We start from the raw sequence: 15416 nt of genomic DNA on the forward strand, positions 1-15416 counted from the left end.
AGGTGATGGGCTCCCGGCGGCCCGTGCCGCCGGGAGTCGCCCCGGTCGGATTCCGCCCTTCCATTTCCGCACTTGTTCCGGTTGTGCAGCCGGGACCAAATAGGCACCGGAAATGGGGCCGTCGCCCGGTGGCGGCGGTTGCCCATCGGGAAGGCAGATGATGACCGAGATTCAAAGAGACCCCTTCGCCGCTGCGGCATCCTTCAATGCCGGCGTCTATGGGACCGGCATCCGGCCGGTGCAGGCCGGCAGGCTGTCCGAGGCCGTCCGCCGCTTGTTGCGGGCGGCCGGCAGCGAGGCGGAAGAGGCGCGGGTTGTGGCCGACCATCTGATCGAGGCCAATCTGCGCGGGCATGACAGCCACGGCGTCGGCATGCTCGCCATGTATATGCCGGCCATCGCCGCCGGTCTGCTGCGCCCCAACCAGCACGCTACCGTGATCGGCGAGTCGGGGCCCTTCCTGTCGGTCGCGGGCGGAAGCGGCTATGGTCAGGTGATCGCGCGGGAGGCGACCGACCTCGCCATCCAGCGGGCGCGGCGGGACGGGCTGGCGGTGTTGTCCCTGCGCGACAGCCATCACATCGGCCGGGTCGGCTCCTATGGCGAGCAGTGCAGCGATGCGGGGCTCGTCGTCCTGGCCTTCGTCAATGTCGTCACCCGCCCGGCGGTGGCGCCGCATGACGGCACCCGGCCGCGGCTGGGCACCAACCCGATCTGCATCGCCATCCCGGCCACGCAGGAGACTCCGGCCCTGATCCTCGATTTCGCCACCAGCGCCGTGGCAGTCGGCAAATGCCGCGTCGCCATGGGCAAGGGACAGGAGATGGCGCCCGGCCTGCTGCTCGACCGGCAAGGCGACCCCACCCGCGATCCCGGCGTGATGTTCCAGGATCCCTCCGGCGCGCTGCTGCCGCTGGGTGGCCACAAGGGCTTCGGCCTGTCGCTGATGTGCGACGTGCTGGCCGGGGCGCTGGCGTCGGCGATGCCCGGCACGCCGTCGCACCAGGATTCCGGCCGGGTGATGAACAACATGTTCGCCATCGTCTTCGACCCGGCACGCGGCGGCAACGCCCGGTGGGCCGCGGACCTCGACGATCTGGTCGCCTATATCCGCGACACGCCGACCGCAACCGGCGCCGAGTCCATTCAGTTGCCTGGCGAGCCGGAAAGCCGGACCCGCCGGCAGCGGCTGGCCGACGGCATCCCGCTCGACGGCGCCACCCTGGCGATGCTGGACAGCCTTGGCCGGGAGCGCGGCGTGGAACTGGCGGAGTTTCTGGCCTGATCGGCCTTTTGCTCGGCCTGCATTCCGGATTCGCATCCGGGATGCGGGCCGGTCGCCTTTCCGGGGGCGTTTCCGTTACGGCCCGGATGTGGAGATCTCGACCGGCATGCGGACGAGATCGCGGTTCCAGGTGATTTTGCACCAGGTCAGGTTCAGCCGCGTCATGTAGAGATAGGCGGTTCCGCCGATATCCTCGAAATTGCGGCTTTGGCTGCCGGGGTCGAGAAGGGCGGGGTAGTCGAAGGCGGCGGCATCGCCGCAGCCGTAGCGGAACAGCAGGGGGGCCGTCCACAGCAGTTGCGGCTTCGACCAGTTGAGCAGATCCGGCGAGGTGGCGGTCCAGATGCCGGTCTGCCCGTCGCGGGTCGCTGCCAGCGTGGCGATGAACTGGCCGCTCGCCCGGTGGCGGACGATGCTGCGGACGGTGCCTTGGAGAACTCCGGGGGCTACCGGGGCGCAGAGATGCGCGTCCGGCGGGTCGTCGGCTTGGCCGTCGCGGACGAAGCGGACCGTAAAGGATTTCCCGTCCCAGCCCCGCCAGGATTGCGGATCGGCGAGGTTGTCGGTCCGCATCAGGCAGGCGCCGCGTTTCTGCGCGCCGAAGCGTTCCGCCCAGAAGAAAGCGTACCAATGGTCGCCATGGCGGACGATGTTGGTGGGCGCGAAGTAGCCGGTGCGCCGGCCGGCGTCGCCGCTGTAGGGATAGGGCAAGGTCGCGACGGTATGGTCGGGCGGCGCCGCGCTCAGCCGGAAGCTCGCCCCGCCGTCGGTGGAGACCGCCGCGGTGATACTGTTTCGCCAGCAGCGCATATAGTCGCCGGACGGGCAGAGCGCCCGCCGCTTCTGGGCATGGAACTCGTTGCTGACCAGCGCGAAGACCGTGCTGCCGTCCAGCGTATAGAAGGACGAGATCCAACTGCGGTCGTCGTGCAGGCGCGGGTCGTCCTGTCCATGGCCCTGGAAGATGACGGCGCAGTTGGGGCGCACCGAGTCCAGCGACGGGCCGGTGAGGGCCCGCGCGGTGGAATGCGAGGCGATCAGATGCACGGTGCCGCCGGCGTCGCGGAAGGCGCGCGCCGGGGTGTCCGGCGCGTCCCTCTTCGCGCAGGCGTCGCGTTGCCAGGAGGTGACGGTTTCCAGCTCCCCGGCCTTCCTGACCGTCAGCGCCTGCGCAGCCGCGGTCCCCGACAACATGGCGAGGCCCAGCGACAGCGCGAGCGCCGCGGTCCGGCGGCGCAGCATCGGCGACACGGCCTGCATCACTTGCCGGCGGCGATGGACTTCAGGAAGGGGGCCGGCTGCAGCCGGTTGGCGACCAGGAAATCCAGGTAGCGGGCGGCCGATTCCGCGCGGTGGCGGTCATAGGCGTCGGGATCGAATTTGATAAGCGATTTCAGGCGGCTGCGGGTCAACGGCGCCGTCAGGTCGGCGGCGTCGACATAAGGAACGCCGGTGTTCTCGCACAATTCGCGCGTGCGGGAATCGATGGTCACCGTCAGGCCCATCCGCTCCGCCTGGATCGCCAGGGCGACACCGTGATAGCGGCAGCCGATGGTCAGATCCTGCTGGCGCAGATTGTCCATCCAGGCCGGCACGTCATAGTAGGAGCGCATGTAGTTCCGGCACCAGGCCTTGAACTCCTCGAAGGAGTAGTGCGGCACGGTGTGGCGGTGGATTTCCTTCAGCGCATGCGCGTCGATGCCGTCGAACAGCCCGCGCGAAGCCTTGATCATCTCGCCCATCGACTGGACGATGTACTGGCCCGGCGCGATGGGGTCCATCATCAGGGCGATCAGCTGGTGTTCGATCTCCCGCGTCTTGATCCAGGCCTGATGGCCGCCGGCCACCGTGATCGAGCGCGGCAGGTCCAGCGCCGACCAGTTCGCGTGGATCCTGCGGCCCAGCCCCGGCGCCTGGTTCAGGAAATGCGACGGGCAGCCGCCCGGCAGGGAGCCGGTGATGCCGAGCTTTTCCAACTGCGCGGTGGTGTAGGCGCCGCGGGTGTAGATGTTGGGCGACGTGGCGGAGGACGGGTTCGACGCCGCGATCACCTGGGCCCAGCGCAGGGTGCCGGGGTTGAGTTCGATGTCGTGGTCATAGCTGTTCGCCTGGGCGCCGAGGCCGATGGCGACGATCGGCAGGCCCGACTTCTCCAGATTCTCCGCCATCTGCCCGTAATCGGTGTGGCGACCCAACTGGTTGGCGCAGGGGATGACGATGATGTCGGCGTTGTTCCGCAGCGTCTCGGCCGAGGAACCCCAGCTGAAATGCTTCACCGGATTGGTGATGTGGCTGCAGATCGAATGCACGAAGGCGAGGTTGCCGTTGTTGTGCCCGATGCCGTTGTACAGGTCGTCGAATGCGGCGTTCGAATACAGGCCGAGATTCGGGGTCTTCCACAGCACCGCGACGCGCAAAGGCTGGGACGGCACGCGACCGGAAGCTTGCCCGGAAGTGTGCGGCCGGTCGACAGGAGTATCGGTGACGATGTCTTCAAGCATGTCGGCTCTAGCCTCGGGTCGGTGGATGCTGGAAACCAACCGACGGTATGCGCAGAATAGGTAGGGCCGCAAGTGACATCCAAAAAATAACACAAAGAGGAATTTCGCAGACTATGCTTTGAATTTCTATGCAAAGTAGGCTAACGATGGATTGTTGACCGGAAGATGATGGAGTCTTCAATGGAAATTCATGGAAATGCTTCTGAATTCGAACAAAATCCTTCGGAGGCATGAGACGGCATGGCAGCAGAGCGATGGACTTGAATCCGGTGGTGCACCGTCCTATTTCAGCCGAAGTTTCCCGCCGGTTGAGACGCGGAGCCAAGCGTAAGCTAAGGTGCCAGGAGAATTCGCCTGGGCGCCCCTTTAATCCGTTGTCAAAAATCCTATATAATGTCCGTTGCGCCGTTGAATGCGCCGGCCCCTGCAGGATGGTTTCCGCTTTTGTGATCGATCCGTTTTCTTTGGTTCGGCTGCGCTGAACGGCGTGGCCCTGCCTCTCCTCTCCGGCTCTGTGGCGTGCCGGCTGCCGCGATCCTTCCCCGGTCGCGGCGCTGCCCGCGGGGCTGGAGAGGACCCCTTCACGATCCGGCACCGTCACTGGTGCACGCCGTCCGGCAGCGTCGAATGCCGGCAACGCAATGAACAAGCAAACCCAACGTCAACAGGACCGACCCGAACGACGCGGTGGGGCAAGCCCCTGCGGCGCCGTTTCCGTCGGTTGGGAGAGACAGAGACACCATGCAGCGAAACGCTGAAACCCGCACCGCCCAATCCCGCACCGCCGAATCCTCCGCGGCCAAGACTCGTGTCAACGAGCCCCGTACCGCCGAACCGATGCAGCTCTACCTGCAGGATGCCCGCAAGTACCAGTACCTGACGGCCGAGCAGGAGCATGAGCTGTCCGTCCGCTGGCATGACCGCCAGGATCCGGCGGCACTCGACCAGCTGGTCGGCAGCCATCTGCGGCTCGTCGTCAAGATGGCCCGCGGCTATCTCGGCTATGGCCTGCCGCTGGCCGATCTGGTGGCGGAAGGCAATGTGGGCGTGATGCAGGCGGCGCAGAAGTTCGATCCCTCCAAGGGCTTCCGCTTCGCCACCTATGCGTCCTGGTGGGTGCGGGCGGCGATCCAGGAATATGTCCTGCACAACTGGTCGCTGGTGAAGATCGGCACCACGGCCGGCCAGAAGAAGCTGTTCTTCAGCCTGCGCCGCCTGAAGGCGCGGATGCAGGAGTTGGAGAGCGGCGACCTGTCGCCGGAGGCGGTGGAGAGTATCGCCACCGAACTGAACGTGTCGAAGGCCGAGGTGGTGGAGATGAACCGCCGCCTGGGCAACGACCGTTCGCTGAATGTCGGACTGTCGGAGGACGGCGACGCCGAATGGCAGGATCTGCTGGCCGACGATCGTCCCGACCAGGAGGCGACGCTTGCCGACTCCGAGGAACGCAGCCGGCGCCAGCAGTTCCTGAAGCTGGGGCTGGGCGTGCTGGACGACCGCGAGCGCCAGATCCTGGTCGCCCGCCGCCTGCGGGACGAGCCGCTGACGCTGGAGGAACTGAGCCAGACCTTCCGCGTCTCGCGCGAGCGCGTCCGGCAACTGGAGGTGCGTGCCTTCGAGAAGCTCCAGAAGGCGGTGATTGCCAATGCCCGGACGGAGCAGGCGGCGATGGAGAAGAACCGCCTGCTGTCCCGCGCCTGACCGCGCGGGTTCGGAGGCCGTGTTTTGATTGCGAACATTCCAGGGCGCGGCTTTTGAAAGGCCGCGCCCTTTTGCTGTCTTGCTGCGCCCGGCCAAAAGGGATGACCGCGCTGGCCGGCTTCGACCACACCGGCGACGGCTTCATCGAGGGGGACGGGTCGGGAAGCTGGATTGGCAGTATCCTGGCCGTCTTCCTTCCTGCGCCGACCGGTATTGGACCGACGACATAGGAACCGCCCTTCCGCGGCTGTGGTTGATCGGGGCAACGCCATCCTTCGAAAGGGCAGTCCCATGGCTCGCGCCGCCAACACGCAACTCGCCGTCGTGACCGGAGCCTCCAGCGGCATCGGCCTCGAACTCGCCAGGCAATGTGCCTCCAACGGCTTCGACCTCGTGATCGCCGCCGACGATCCGGCGATCGAGCAGGCCGCCGGCGAGCTTCGCAAGTTGGGCGGTGCGGTCGAGACGGTCCAGGCTGACCTCGCCACGCTGGAGGGGGTGGACCGCCTCTATGCCGCACTGAAAGGCCGGACGGTCGATGCGCTGCTGGCCAATGCCGGGCATGGGCTGGGCCACGGCTTCCTCGACCAGGATTTTGCCGAGGCCCGCCATGTCATCGACACCAACATCACCGGCACGCTCTATCTGATCCAGAAAATCGGCCGCGACATGCGCGCCCGCAACCAGGGGCGCATCCTGATCACCGGCTCCATCGCCGGCTTCATGCCCGGTTCCTTCCAGGCCGTCTACAACGGCACCAAGGCCTTCATCGACTCCTTCTCTTTTGCGCTGCGTGACGAGTTGAAGGACACTGACATCACCGTGACCTGCCTGATGCCCGGCCCGACCGACACGGAGTTCTTCGAGCGCGCCGACATGCTGGACACCGCGGTCGCCCAGGGGAAAAAGGACGATCCGGCGATGGTGGCCAAGGTCGGTTTCGGCGCGATGATGAAGGGCGAGGGCGACGTGGTCGCCGGCTGGAAGAACAAGTTGGAGACGACGATGGCGACCGTCACCCCGTCGGGCATGCTGGCCCGGCAGCACCGCAAGATGGCGGAGCCGGGCTCGGGCAAGCACTGATATCATCGAGCGTAAAGCCTGACCCATCAGGCTTTACGCTCGCCCTCAAACGGCAGTCGCGGCCCTTACCGCCCGCTCCGCAACTCCTGCCGGTGGCGGCGTCAGGTGTCGAGGCAGCCGCCCCGCGGCGCCACGGTGATGCGGATCAGTTCCGATCCGCCGCCGCCGAAGACGTTGCCGCCGGTGTAGGTCAGACAGCCTTCATTGCGGTAGATGACCTGGAGGCGCTGGGCATCGTTGCCGAAATAGAAGGGGATCCAGCGCTTGCCGGTCTCATGCCGGATCATGTTGTCCGGCGCGCCGATCAGGGTCGAGACCTCTTCCATCGTCATGCCGATCTGTAGCTTGGCGAAGCGGCTGCCGGGGGCAGGGGTGCCGATCAACTCGCCTTCATAGCGGCCGTCGCGCGATTTCACCATCCGCGCGTTCGGCGTCGATGGTGCCGCCGTCGCCGTCGCGGCGGATCCATTTCCGGTGGTCGACGCCTGCTGCTGGCCGGCGCAGCCGATCAGCAGTGCCACCGCCGATAATGCCGCCCAAGTCGCTTTTCCCACAATGTTGGTCCCTGCCTGATTGTTCTGGTCGTTTCCCCGCGCCCGCGACTATGGGTCCGATAATCGCGGGACGGCATCGGCAAAGGCGGATGAAGAAAGCCAAAGAGGGGTAATAACAACAGGCGGTCCGCCCGCTTCCCTGCTTTCAGGCGGCGGGATTGGACTGCCGCCGGCCGGTGTAGTTCTTGAACAGGTCGTAATCGGTGTCGCAGCGGACCTGCGTCAGCCCGGCGGAGGTCATCGCCGTGGTGATGACCTCAGGTTCGACGCACTGGTCGATGGTCTCCCAATAATAGCGCATCAGCGTACGGCCCTCCTCCCCGCCGCCGCTGAGGCGCGAAACCGTCGGCACCACCATGCCGAGATAGGCGTTCATCAGATGACGGGTGACCGGGCGCCGGGGGCGGCCGATCTCCATCACCAGAACCGTGCCGCCGGGACGCAGCACGCGGCGGAACTCCCGGAAGGTGGCGGTCAGGTCACCGACATGGCGAAGCGCGTAGCCGATGGTGACGAGGTCAACGCAGGAATCGGCGATCGGCAGCGCGTCCGCCACGCCCTGGATCAGTGGGATGGAGAGGCTGCGCTGTGCCTCCGCCAGCATCGCTTCGCTCAGGTCCACTCCGATGACGTCTTCGGGACTGCCGCAGAGCGAAACCGCCTCCCGCGCGACCAGCCCGGTGCCGATGGCGACATCCAGCACCCGCATTCCCGGCCGCAAGCCCGCCCGGCGCAGGCATTGCGCCCGATACCAGGAGCCGGAGCCGAGCGCAAAGATGGTGTTGATGCGGTCGTAATGGTGGGCGGTCCGGTTGAACAGCCCGCGGACGAAGCGCAGCCGCTGCGTCTGGTCGCGATAGAAGGAGTCCAGCACCGGATGCGGTTCGACGGCGCCGACGCGGGGGGATGGTTCGGTCGGCACGGCGGAGTCTCCTTCGCGGTTGGTGCAGGCGTCAGTCGAGAATGTCGCTCACGGCGCTGACCCGGCTGTCCGACCGGTAGAGCGAGACGGTGAGGCCGGCCCCGACCGACAGGTTGACATTGCGCTTGTAGAGCGGACTGTCCTCATTGGCCGCACCGGAGAACAGCTCTCCCCGGACGGCGCCGAAGGCGGAGATGCGGTCCGTCACCGGCATGACCAGCGAACTGTGCAGGCGCAGGCCCAGATAGCCGGCGCGGGCGTCATAGGCGTCGCGTCCGGGCCGGGCATATTGCGGGTCGACCTGATAGAAATAATCCATCAGATGGCTGGACGCGAAGATCGGTCCCAGACCGAGACGGAACTGGTCGTCGCCGGACATCAGCCCGGCCTTGCTGTAGGCGACATCGGGCGCGAAGACGAGTCCGCGGTACTTGATGCGGCTGAAATCGGTGGAGAAGACGCTGCGCACCGGCAGGGTCAGGTCGATCCGCTCGCGCAGGCCTCTGTCGCGGTGCAGGTTGATCTTCAGCGCCGGCCCGACCTCTCCCAGCAGATCGATGTCCGGCATGCCCTGCCGCGCGCGGTTGTCGTCGGCGGAGGAGCCCAGCGCCCCTTCCAGGCTGACCTCGAAGGTCACGCGGTCGGAGCGGTAGAGCCGTCCCTGGATGCCGTTCCGGTCGGCGCGGAACACGTCGCCGCGATAGATGACATAGGGCAGGGCGGCGGCCTGGACGTGGTTCTGGTCGGCGGCCGGATAGTCGGGGATGTAGCCGATGCCGCCGCCGATGCCGACCTCGAACAGCGGCTTGCCGTTCTCGCTCCCCGACTCCTGGGCAAGGGCCGGCCCCGATGCGCAGAAGATCGCCGGCAGGGCGCAGACGGCAACGGCAATCGTCGTTGTCAACACACGCACCATGCATCCCCGATCGAGTTCGCCGCTTTCAGGCGGTGCGGCATCTTGTAAGCGCCGGACACGGCAGGCAAGCAGGATTGCAAATCGCGAAATGGGTAACCAATCAAGATAGTTGCGCTTTCCCAAGTGCAATGGCGGGAATCCGCGAGCAACGCGTCGGCGCTGTGCAATGAATCCGTAATATTGCCGGCTCAACATCTTCAAACAGAAGATGCTGATATCGGTAAGCTGCGGATATATCATTCCGGGTATGCCCCGGATAAAGGGCATGTCGGGCTTTTGTCCCTGGAGCGCCCGTGGCGGGGTCTGATAAAAACGAGGACATGACCTCCTGGTCGCATTGCCGAAAGCGGGTATCGGAAATCGAACAACCGAAAGCAGAACAACCGGGAGAGCGGCGAAGGCCGCAAAGACGATGATGTCGAACGGCACCGATTACGATTGCGACGTTCTGGTGGTGGGCGGCGGTCCGGCTGGATCGACCGCTGCGGCTCTTCTGGCCGGCAAGGGGCATCGGGTAATTCTGCTGGAGAAGGACCATCACCCGCGTTTCCACATCGGCGAATCCCTGCTTCCCTGCAATCTGCCCCTGCTGGAGCGGCTGGGCGTGCTGGAGGAGGTGGAGCGGATCGGCATGCTGAAATATGGGGCGGAGTTCGTGTCGCCCTACCACGGCAAGGCCGTCACCTTCGACTTCGCCAGGGCCTGGGACAAGACCAAGCCCTATGCCTTTCAGGTCCGCCGGTCGGAATTCGACCATATCCTGATCCGCAACGCCGCCGCCAAGGGGGCGATAGTCATCGAAGGCTGCAAGGTGACCGATGTCGACATCCGCGGGACGGAGGGCAGCATCGCCACCGCCCGGCAGGACGACGGCACCGTCCGCAGCCTGCGCACGCGCTTCCTGGTCGATGCCTCGGGCCGCGACACGCTGCTCGCCTCGCGCTTCGGCATCAAGCGGCGCAACGCCAAGCACAACAGCGCGGCGATATTCGGCCATTTCACCGGCGCCAAGAGGCTGCCGGGCAAGGCCGAGGGCAACATCACCGTCTTCTGGTTCGACCATGGCTGGTTCTGGTTCATCCCGCTGGCGGACGGCACCACCAGCGTCGGCGCGGTCTGCTGGCCCTATTACTTCAAGACGCGCAAGACCGACCAGACCCGCTTCTTCCTGGACACGGTGGCGCTGTGCCCGGCGCTGGCGGAACGGCTGGAAGGGGCGGAGCTGACCGGCCCGGTGACGGGGACCGGCAACTTCTCCTATCAGGCGGACCGCATGTCGGGGCCGGGATACGTCATGCTGGGCGACGCCTTCGCCTTCATCGATCCGGTCTTTTCCACCGGCGTCTATCTGGCGATGACCAGCGCCTTCGAAGGGGCCGAGGCGGTCGACGCCTGCCTGCGCGAACCGGCGCGGCAGGAGCAGGTGCTGAAGCGCTTCGAGCAGACCGTCCGGCAGGGAATCGGCACCTTCTCCTGGTACATCTACCGGGTGACGACGCCGGCCTTGCGAAACCTGTTCATGGGGCCGCGCAACGTCTTCCGGGTGGAGGAGGCGCTGCTGTCGCTTCTGGCCGGCGACGTCTTCCGTCCGTCGCCGATCAAGGCCCGGCTGAAGATATTCAAGGCGATCTACTACATGAACGCCCTGCTGGACTTCAAAAGGAACTATATGGCATGGCGGAAACGGCGACAGAACGTGCGAACGCCGCTGGGCGACGCCGTCTGACCTTAACGGGTGCGCTCCGGCAGGTCTGGGAACATGTCCTGTTCTACGGCCTGCTGTTCCTGTTCGGGCTGATGTCGCTGGCCTGGAGCCTGACGGCGGCTCTGATCGGCCCGCTGCTGCCGCGCCGCTTCGCCGGTCCGCTCGGCCGGCTGGCGATCAAGACCGGCTTCCGCCTCTATCTCGGCACGCTGCGGGCCTGCGGGGTGCTCAAGACCGATCTGTCGGCGTTGGACGGGCTGAAGGGCGACGGCGGATTGCTGATCTGCCCGAATCATCCGTCGATCCTGGATGCCGTGCTGCTGATCTCGCACCTGCCGGACGTGGTCTGCATCGCCAAGGCCAAGGTCTACGACAATCTCTTCCTCGGCGGCGGGGCGCGGATGGCCGGCTACATCCGCAACGACGCGCCCAATTCGCTGGTCAAGTTGGCGGCGCAGCAGGTCCGCGCCGGCCACCATCTGCTGATCTTCCCCGAAGGCACCCGCACCGAACGCGCGCCGGTCAACGCGCTGAAGGGCGGCTTCGCGCTGATCGCCAAGACGGCGGAGGCGCCGGTGCAGGCCGTGTTCATCGACAGCAACACCAATTTCCTCGGCAAGGGCTGGCCACTGTTCCGCAAGCCCGAGTTTCCGCTGGTCTACACCGTCCGTCTCGGCCGCCGGTTCGATCCGGTCACGGACATGCGCGGCCTCGTCGCCGAACTGGAACACCACTACAGGTCCGAATTGTGATTACCGACGCGTCAACCAGCCATCTCGTCCTGATTCCCAGCTACAACACCGGGCCGAAACTGTTCGAGACGGTGCGGGCGGCGCGCCTGCATTGGGCCCCGGTCTGGGTCGTGGTGGACGGCAGCACCGACGGAACGGTGGAGGAGCTTCGGGCGATGGCCGCCGACGACCCCCATCTGCGCGTGCTGGAACTGCCGGCCAACCGCGGCAAGGGGGCCGCGGTGCTCCATGGGCTGGAGGAGGCGGAGCGCTGCGGCTTCACCCATGCGCTGACCATGGATGCCGACGGCCAGCACCCGGCCGACCGCATTCCGCAATTCCAGGGCGTTTCGCAGGCCAATCCCGACGCCCTGGTGCTGGGCAAGCCGGTGTTCGACGCCAGCGCCCCGCGGCTGCGTGTCGGTGGGCGCAGGATTTCCAACTGGTGGGCCAATCTGGAGACACTGTGGGGCGGGATCGGCGATTCGCTGTTCGGCTTCCGCGTCTATCCGATCAAGCCGCTGCGGAAGGTGATGCGGCGCAATCCCTGGATGCGCCGCTTCGACTTCGATCCTGAGGCGGCGGTGCGGCTGTGCTGGCTCGGCGTTCCCACCATCAACGTGGCGGCGCCCGTCCGCTACTTCAAACCGGAGGACGGCGGGGTTTCCCATTTCAACTATGTCCGGGACAACGCCCTGCTGACCTGGATGCATACGAGGTTGATGCTGGGCTTCATCGGCCGGTTGCCGATGCTGACGATCCGCCGGGTCCGCTCCCGGTCCCTCAGATCATCCCCCCATTGATCGAGATGATCTGGCCGGAGATGTAGGCGGCGCGGTCGGACGCCAGGAAGCCGACGAGGTCCGCCACTTCCTCCGGCCGGCCGGCGCGCTTCATCGGCACCATCCGCTTGACCATGTCGGCGTCGAAGGCGGCATCCGCCATCGGCGAGGCGATGATGCCCGGCGCCACCGCGTTGACGGTGATGCCGCGCGGCGCCAGTTCCAGCGCCAGCGACTTCGTCGCGCCATGCAGCCCGGCCTTGGCGGCGGCATAATTGGTCTGGCCGCGGTTGCCGGCGACGGCCGCCACCGACGACAGCGTGACGATGCGGCCCCAGCGCGTGCCGATCATCGGCATCAGCAGCGGTTGCGTCACGTTGAAGAAGCCGTTGAGCGAGACGTCCACCACGCGGCTCCACTGCTCCCGCCGCATCGCCGGCATCACTGCATCGTCATGGATGCCGGCATTGTTGACCAGGATCTGGATGGGACCGGCCTCCAGCACGCGTTCCAGCGCGGCAGAGGTCGCATCGGCGTCTGTGACGTCGAAGGCCAGCGGCTCCGCCGACCCGCCTGCCGCGGCGATCTCCGCCGCCAGCGCCGCGGCGCGGTCGGTCGCGCCATTGGCGTGGACCAGCACATGGCAGCCATCCGCCGCCAGCGTCCGGCAGATCGCAGCCCCCAGCGCCCCGCTGCCGCCGGTGACGAGTGCCCGTCTCATGCCGCCCCCAAATCCGCGATTCCGGCGTCGATCACCACCGCAGCCCGGCCGTTCAGCAATTCGCGGCCCGCCGCCGTGACGGAAAAGGCGTAGATCACGCGGCTGCCTTCGCCGGTCAGGTTCTCGGCCTCGATGATCAGGTCGTCCACCAGATCGTCCAGCCGTTCGACCCGGCAGGCGAGGTCGCGCAGGCTGGCGAGATACCCCGCAGCCGGGCGCGTTCCGCCGCCGGTCAGCCCGCCATGCACCGCCATGGCCTGTGACGCATATTCCACCCCGCACAAGGCGGCGAGCCGCCCGGCATGGCGCAGCGGATTGTCCGGATCGCGATGGCTGCGGGCGATGCAGCGGATGCGGTTTCGATCCCAGGACAGCACGCCGTCCAGCAGGCACATGGTGCCGGCATGGGGAATGAGGTCCGTCAGCGCCCCGCGCGTCATCAGCATGGCGCGGCAACCCGGATCACCAGCCGTCCGCCCGGCGGCAGATCCAGCACCACCGTCTCGGTGCCGCCGTCCGCACAGACGCGCGCCAGCGCCGACAGCAGCGGCAGGGCGCGGGCGGCCGGGTTGCCGGTCCGCAGCGCCTCCAGCCCGAGATCGGCCATGCGGGTGACCGGCTCGTCCCCCCGCGTGAGTTCGATGTCCAGCCAGGCGAGGCAGCGAGCGGTTGGGGCCGGCGTCAGGACCAGCGCGGTGCCGAAGCTCCCGGCGATGGGGCGGGCCTTGTTCAGCGGCTCCGGGTAGGGCAGGTCGTAGGCGATCAGCCCGACGGTCCAGCCGTCGGCCACGACCTCCGCCGCCGCCTCCAGCAGGCCGGCCTGGAAGCTCTCGTCATGGGCCGACAGGCTGGTTGAGGGTTCGCGCGAGCGGGTGGCGATGCTCCAATAGCCGGCCGGCGCATTGTGGACCGAGTTGTGGAAGCGCGTCGGTGAGATGTCGCGCTCCTCCGTCGCCAGCGTTTCCAGGATCTGGTGCAGGGTGTCGGGATCGCCGCTGGAGGAGGCGAAGACGGTGGCGATCGTCGCCGGATCGCGGCCGGCCTGCTCCATCGCCTCCGCGCCCACCGCCATGGCGAGCTTGACCGTCGGGACGCTGCGCCGCCGTTCGGCCGGCGGCAGAAGCGGGCTGGCGCTCAGCATGGTCGCCATGGCCACATAGGCGCTGTCGCCGGTGAGGATGGAGCGCGCCGCCGCCCAGCCGGCCAATCCGGGACCGAGCAGGCCGATGCCCTCGACATGGACCCGCATCAGGCGGCCCACCCGAAGATCAGGCTGCTGTTGCTGCCGCCGAAGCCGAAGGAATTGGTCATCACGCGGTCCATCCGTCCGGTTTCGTTGGCCTGGAGATAGCGGCTGCGCAGGGCGGGATCGAGAGTGCGGGTCTGCGGGCTGCCGGGGATCAGCCCGTTGCGCAGGGCCAGAACGCTGACGATCGCCTCGACGATGCCGGCGGCGCCCAGCGTGTGCCCGGTATAGCCCTTGGTCGAACTGACCGGGGTGCGGGTGCCGAGCAGCTCCGTGATGGCACGGTCCTCCGCCGCGTCGCCATAGGTGGTCGCGGTGCCGTGCAGGTTGACGTAGTCGATGTCTCGAGGCTGCAGGCCGGCATCGGCCAGCGCCCGCTCCATCGCCAGCCGCGCGCCCAGCCCCTCCGGGTGCGGGGTCGACATGTGGTGGGCGTCGTTGCTTTCGCCGGCCCCCAGCAGATGGACGCTCCCCGGCACCGGTCTGAACGCCGCGCGCTCCAGCAGGGCGAAGCCGGCGCCTTCACCCAGCGAGACGCCGCTGCGCTGCGCGTCGAACGGCCGGCAGGGGGTGGGAGAGACCAGTTCGAGCGAATGGAAACCATAGAGCGTGGTCAGGCACAGGCTGTCGGCCCCGCCGACCACCGCCGCATCGCACAGGCTGGCCGCGATCATGCGGGCGGCATTGGCGAAGACCTTCGACGTGGTGGCGCAGGCCGACGAGACGACGAAGGCCGGTCCCTCCAGCCCCAGGCGGCGGCGAACGAAATCGGCAAGGGAGCCGGTGCTGTGGGTGGTTGCGAAGCTGAAGTCGGCGGGGAGGGCGCCGGTCTGCGGGTCGCGCGCTCGGAAGGCCAGTTCCGCCGACAGGATGCCGGAGGTGCTGGTGCCGAGGAAGACGCCGATCCGGTGCGCGCCGTAGCGTTCCCGTGCCGCAGCGACCGCTTCGGCGAAGCCGTCCTGGCGTAACGCCAAGTCGGCCAGCCGGTTGTTGCGGCATTCATAGCCGGCAAGCTCCATCGGCAGACGGATATCGTCCAGCCCCTCCACCTCGCCGATGTGGGTGTCGAGCGTGACCGTCTCGAAACTGCAAGGCTTCAAGCCGCCACGGCCATTGCGCAGAGCATCCAGTGTGGCCTCCAGCCCGGCTCCGAGGCTGCTGACGATGCTCATATGGCTTACGGCAAGTGACTGCACGATGAAATTCTTATGAATGTTGAGCGGGTCTATGGTCGGGCTGCGGTTTCATTGTGGATCGAATGCTAACATC

15 protein-coding genes are annotated in these 15416 nt (G+C 66.9%); 6 read left to right on the top strand and 9 right to left on the bottom strand.

Annotation, left to right across the window (positions count from 1 at the left end; all coding sequences use genetic code 11):
- Positions 1-157: 157 nt before the first annotated feature.
- Entirely contained in the window at positions 158-1285 is a 1128-nt protein-coding gene (locus DM194_RS19645) for a malate/lactate/ureidoglycolate dehydrogenase (protein ID WP_246024515.1), read from the top strand.
- A 75-nt stretch (positions 1286-1360) separates the two neighbouring features.
- Here DM194_RS19645 and DM194_RS19650 read toward each other — a convergent pair whose 3' ends face one another.
- Both DM194_RS19650 and DM194_RS19655 read right to left on the bottom strand, forming a co-directional pair.
- Entirely contained in the window at positions 1361-2527 is a 1167-nt protein-coding gene (locus DM194_RS19650; protein WP_246024547.1) for a hypothetical protein, read from the bottom strand.
- 17 nt (positions 2528-2544) lie between these two features.
- A complete protein-coding gene (locus tag DM194_RS19655) occupies positions 2545-3786 on the bottom strand; it encodes a polysaccharide pyruvyl transferase family protein (RefSeq protein ID WP_111069276.1) in 1242 nt (413 codons plus the stop codon).
- 837 nt (positions 3787-4623) lie between these two features.
- Here DM194_RS19655 and rpoH point away from each other — a divergent pair.
- The gene (gene rpoH, locus DM194_RS19660) at positions 4624-5487 is read left to right on the top strand and encodes an RNA polymerase sigma factor RpoH (protein ID WP_246024548.1); all 864 of its coding nucleotides are present in this window, start codon (positions 4624-4626) and stop codon (positions 5485-5487) included.
- Positions 5488-5778: 291 nt separating this feature from the next.
- On the top strand, positions 5779-6570 hold the full coding sequence (locus tag DM194_RS19665) for an SDR family NAD(P)-dependent oxidoreductase (protein WP_111069278.1): 792 nt from the start codon (positions 5779-5781) through the stop codon (positions 6568-6570).
- 101 nt (positions 6571-6671) lie between these two features.
- Here DM194_RS19665 and DM194_RS19670 read toward each other — a convergent pair whose 3' ends face one another.
- The 3 genes from DM194_RS19670 to DM194_RS19680 all read right to left on the bottom strand — a co-directional run bounded on the left by DM194_RS19670 (position 6672) and on the right by DM194_RS19680 (position 8950).
- Positions 6672-7091, bottom strand: a complete 420-nt coding sequence (locus tag DM194_RS19670) for a hypothetical protein (RefSeq protein ID WP_246024516.1) — start codon at positions 7089-7091, stop codon at positions 6672-6674.
- A 178-nt stretch (positions 7092-7269) separates the two neighbouring features.
- Positions 7270-8046 (bottom strand): class I SAM-dependent methyltransferase, encoded by a 777-nt coding sequence (locus DM194_RS19675; protein WP_111069280.1) that lies wholly within the window; start codon positions 8044-8046, stop codon positions 7270-7272.
- Between the two features lie 31 nt (positions 8047-8077).
- Complete coding sequence (locus DM194_RS19680; protein WP_162630130.1) at positions 8078-8950, bottom strand: MipA/OmpV family protein; 873 nt, start codon at positions 8948-8950, stop codon at positions 8078-8080.
- A 424-nt stretch (positions 8951-9374) separates the two neighbouring features.
- On the opposite strand from DM194_RS19680, the gene DM194_RS19685 reads away from it, so the two are divergent.
- The 3 genes from DM194_RS19685 to DM194_RS19695 are packed head-to-tail and all read left to right on the top strand — an operon-like array spanning position 9375 to position 12201.
- On the top strand, positions 9375-10688 hold the full coding sequence (locus tag DM194_RS19685; RefSeq protein ID WP_111069282.1) for an NAD(P)/FAD-dependent oxidoreductase: 1314 nt from the start codon (positions 9375-9377) through the stop codon (positions 10686-10688).
- Positions 10637-11419 (top strand): lysophospholipid acyltransferase family protein, encoded by a 783-nt coding sequence (locus tag DM194_RS19690; protein WP_111069283.1) that lies wholly within the window; start codon positions 10637-10639, stop codon positions 11417-11419. Before DM194_RS19685 ends, DM194_RS19690 begins: the two co-directional genes overlap by 52 nt.
- Positions 11419-12201, top strand: coding sequence for a glycosyltransferase family 2 protein (locus tag DM194_RS19695; RefSeq protein WP_111069710.1), 783 nt, complete (start codon positions 11419-11421; stop codon positions 12199-12201). The genes DM194_RS19690 and DM194_RS19695 overlap by 1 nt, the downstream gene beginning before the upstream one ends.
- Here the strand turns inward: DM194_RS19695 and fabG are convergent.
- The 4 genes from fabG to DM194_RS19715 are packed head-to-tail and all read right to left on the bottom strand — an operon-like array spanning position 12182 to position 15319.
- The gene (gene fabG, locus DM194_RS19700; RefSeq protein WP_111069284.1) at positions 12182-12901 is read right to left on the bottom strand and encodes a 3-oxoacyl-ACP reductase FabG; all 720 of its coding nucleotides are present in this window, start codon (positions 12899-12901) and stop codon (positions 12182-12184) included. The genes DM194_RS19695 and fabG overlap by 20 nt on opposite strands.
- On the bottom strand, positions 12898-13347 hold the full coding sequence (locus DM194_RS19705; RefSeq protein WP_111069285.1) for a hotdog family protein: 450 nt from the start codon (positions 13345-13347) through the stop codon (positions 12898-12900). Before DM194_RS19705 ends, fabG begins: the two co-directional genes overlap by 4 nt.
- Entirely contained in the window at positions 13341-14150 is an 810-nt protein-coding gene (locus tag DM194_RS19710; RefSeq protein ID WP_246024517.1) for a beta-ketoacyl synthase chain length factor, read from the bottom strand. The genes DM194_RS19705 and DM194_RS19710 overlap by 7 nt, the downstream gene beginning before the upstream one ends.
- Complete coding sequence (locus tag DM194_RS19715; RefSeq protein WP_246024518.1) at positions 14150-15319, bottom strand: beta-ketoacyl-[acyl-carrier-protein] synthase family protein; 1170 nt, start codon at positions 15317-15319, stop codon at positions 14150-14152. The genes DM194_RS19710 and DM194_RS19715 overlap by 1 nt, the downstream gene beginning before the upstream one ends.
- Positions 15320-15416: the final 97 nt, after the last annotated feature.

This window comes from Azospirillum ramasamyi, from assembly GCF_003233655.1.
GTDB classification, from domain to species: domain Bacteria; phylum Pseudomonadota; class Alphaproteobacteria; order Azospirillales; family Azospirillaceae; genus Azospirillum; species Azospirillum ramasamyi.

What these genes read in the sequence shown, in the direction of transcription:
- DM194_RS19715 (WP_246024518.1), bottom strand. Translation starts at nt 15,319, where the DNA reads ATGAGCATCGTCAGCAGCCTCGGAGCCGGGCTGGAGGCCACACTGGAT.
- DM194_RS19665 (WP_111069278.1), top strand. Translation starts at nt 5,779, where the DNA reads ATGGCTCGCGCCGCCAACACGCAACTCGCCGTCGTGACCGGAGCCTCC.
- DM194_RS19650 (WP_246024547.1), bottom strand. Translation starts at nt 2,527, where the DNA reads ATGCTGCGCCGCCGGACCGCGGCGCTCGCGCTGTCGCTGGGCCTCGCC.
- DM194_RS19685 (WP_111069282.1), top strand. Translation starts at nt 9,375, where the DNA reads ATGATGTCGAACGGCACCGATTACGATTGCGACGTTCTGGTGGTGGGC.
- DM194_RS19710 (WP_246024517.1), bottom strand. Translation starts at nt 14,150, where the DNA reads ATGCGGGTCCATGTCGAGGGCATCGGCCTGCTCGGTCCCGGATTGGCC.
- DM194_RS19645 (WP_246024515.1), top strand. Translation starts at nt 158, where the DNA reads ATGATGACCGAGATTCAAAGAGACCCCTTCGCCGCTGCGGCATCCTTC.
- rpoH (WP_246024548.1), top strand. Translation starts at nt 4,624, where the DNA reads ATGCAGCTCTACCTGCAGGATGCCCGCAAGTACCAGTACCTGACGGCC.
- fabG (WP_111069284.1), bottom strand. Translation starts at nt 12,901, where the DNA reads ATGAGACGGGCACTCGTCACCGGCGGCAGCGGGGCGCTGGGGGCTGCG.
- DM194_RS19705 (WP_111069285.1), bottom strand. Translation starts at nt 13,347, where the DNA reads ATGCTGATGACGCGCGGGGCGCTGACGGACCTCATTCCCCATGCCGGC.
- DM194_RS19655 (WP_111069276.1), bottom strand. Translation starts at nt 3,786, where the DNA reads ATGCTTGAAGACATCGTCACCGATACTCCTGTCGACCGGCCGCACACT.
- DM194_RS19690 (WP_111069283.1), top strand. Translation starts at nt 10,637, where the DNA reads ATGGCGGAAACGGCGACAGAACGTGCGAACGCCGCTGGGCGACGCCGT.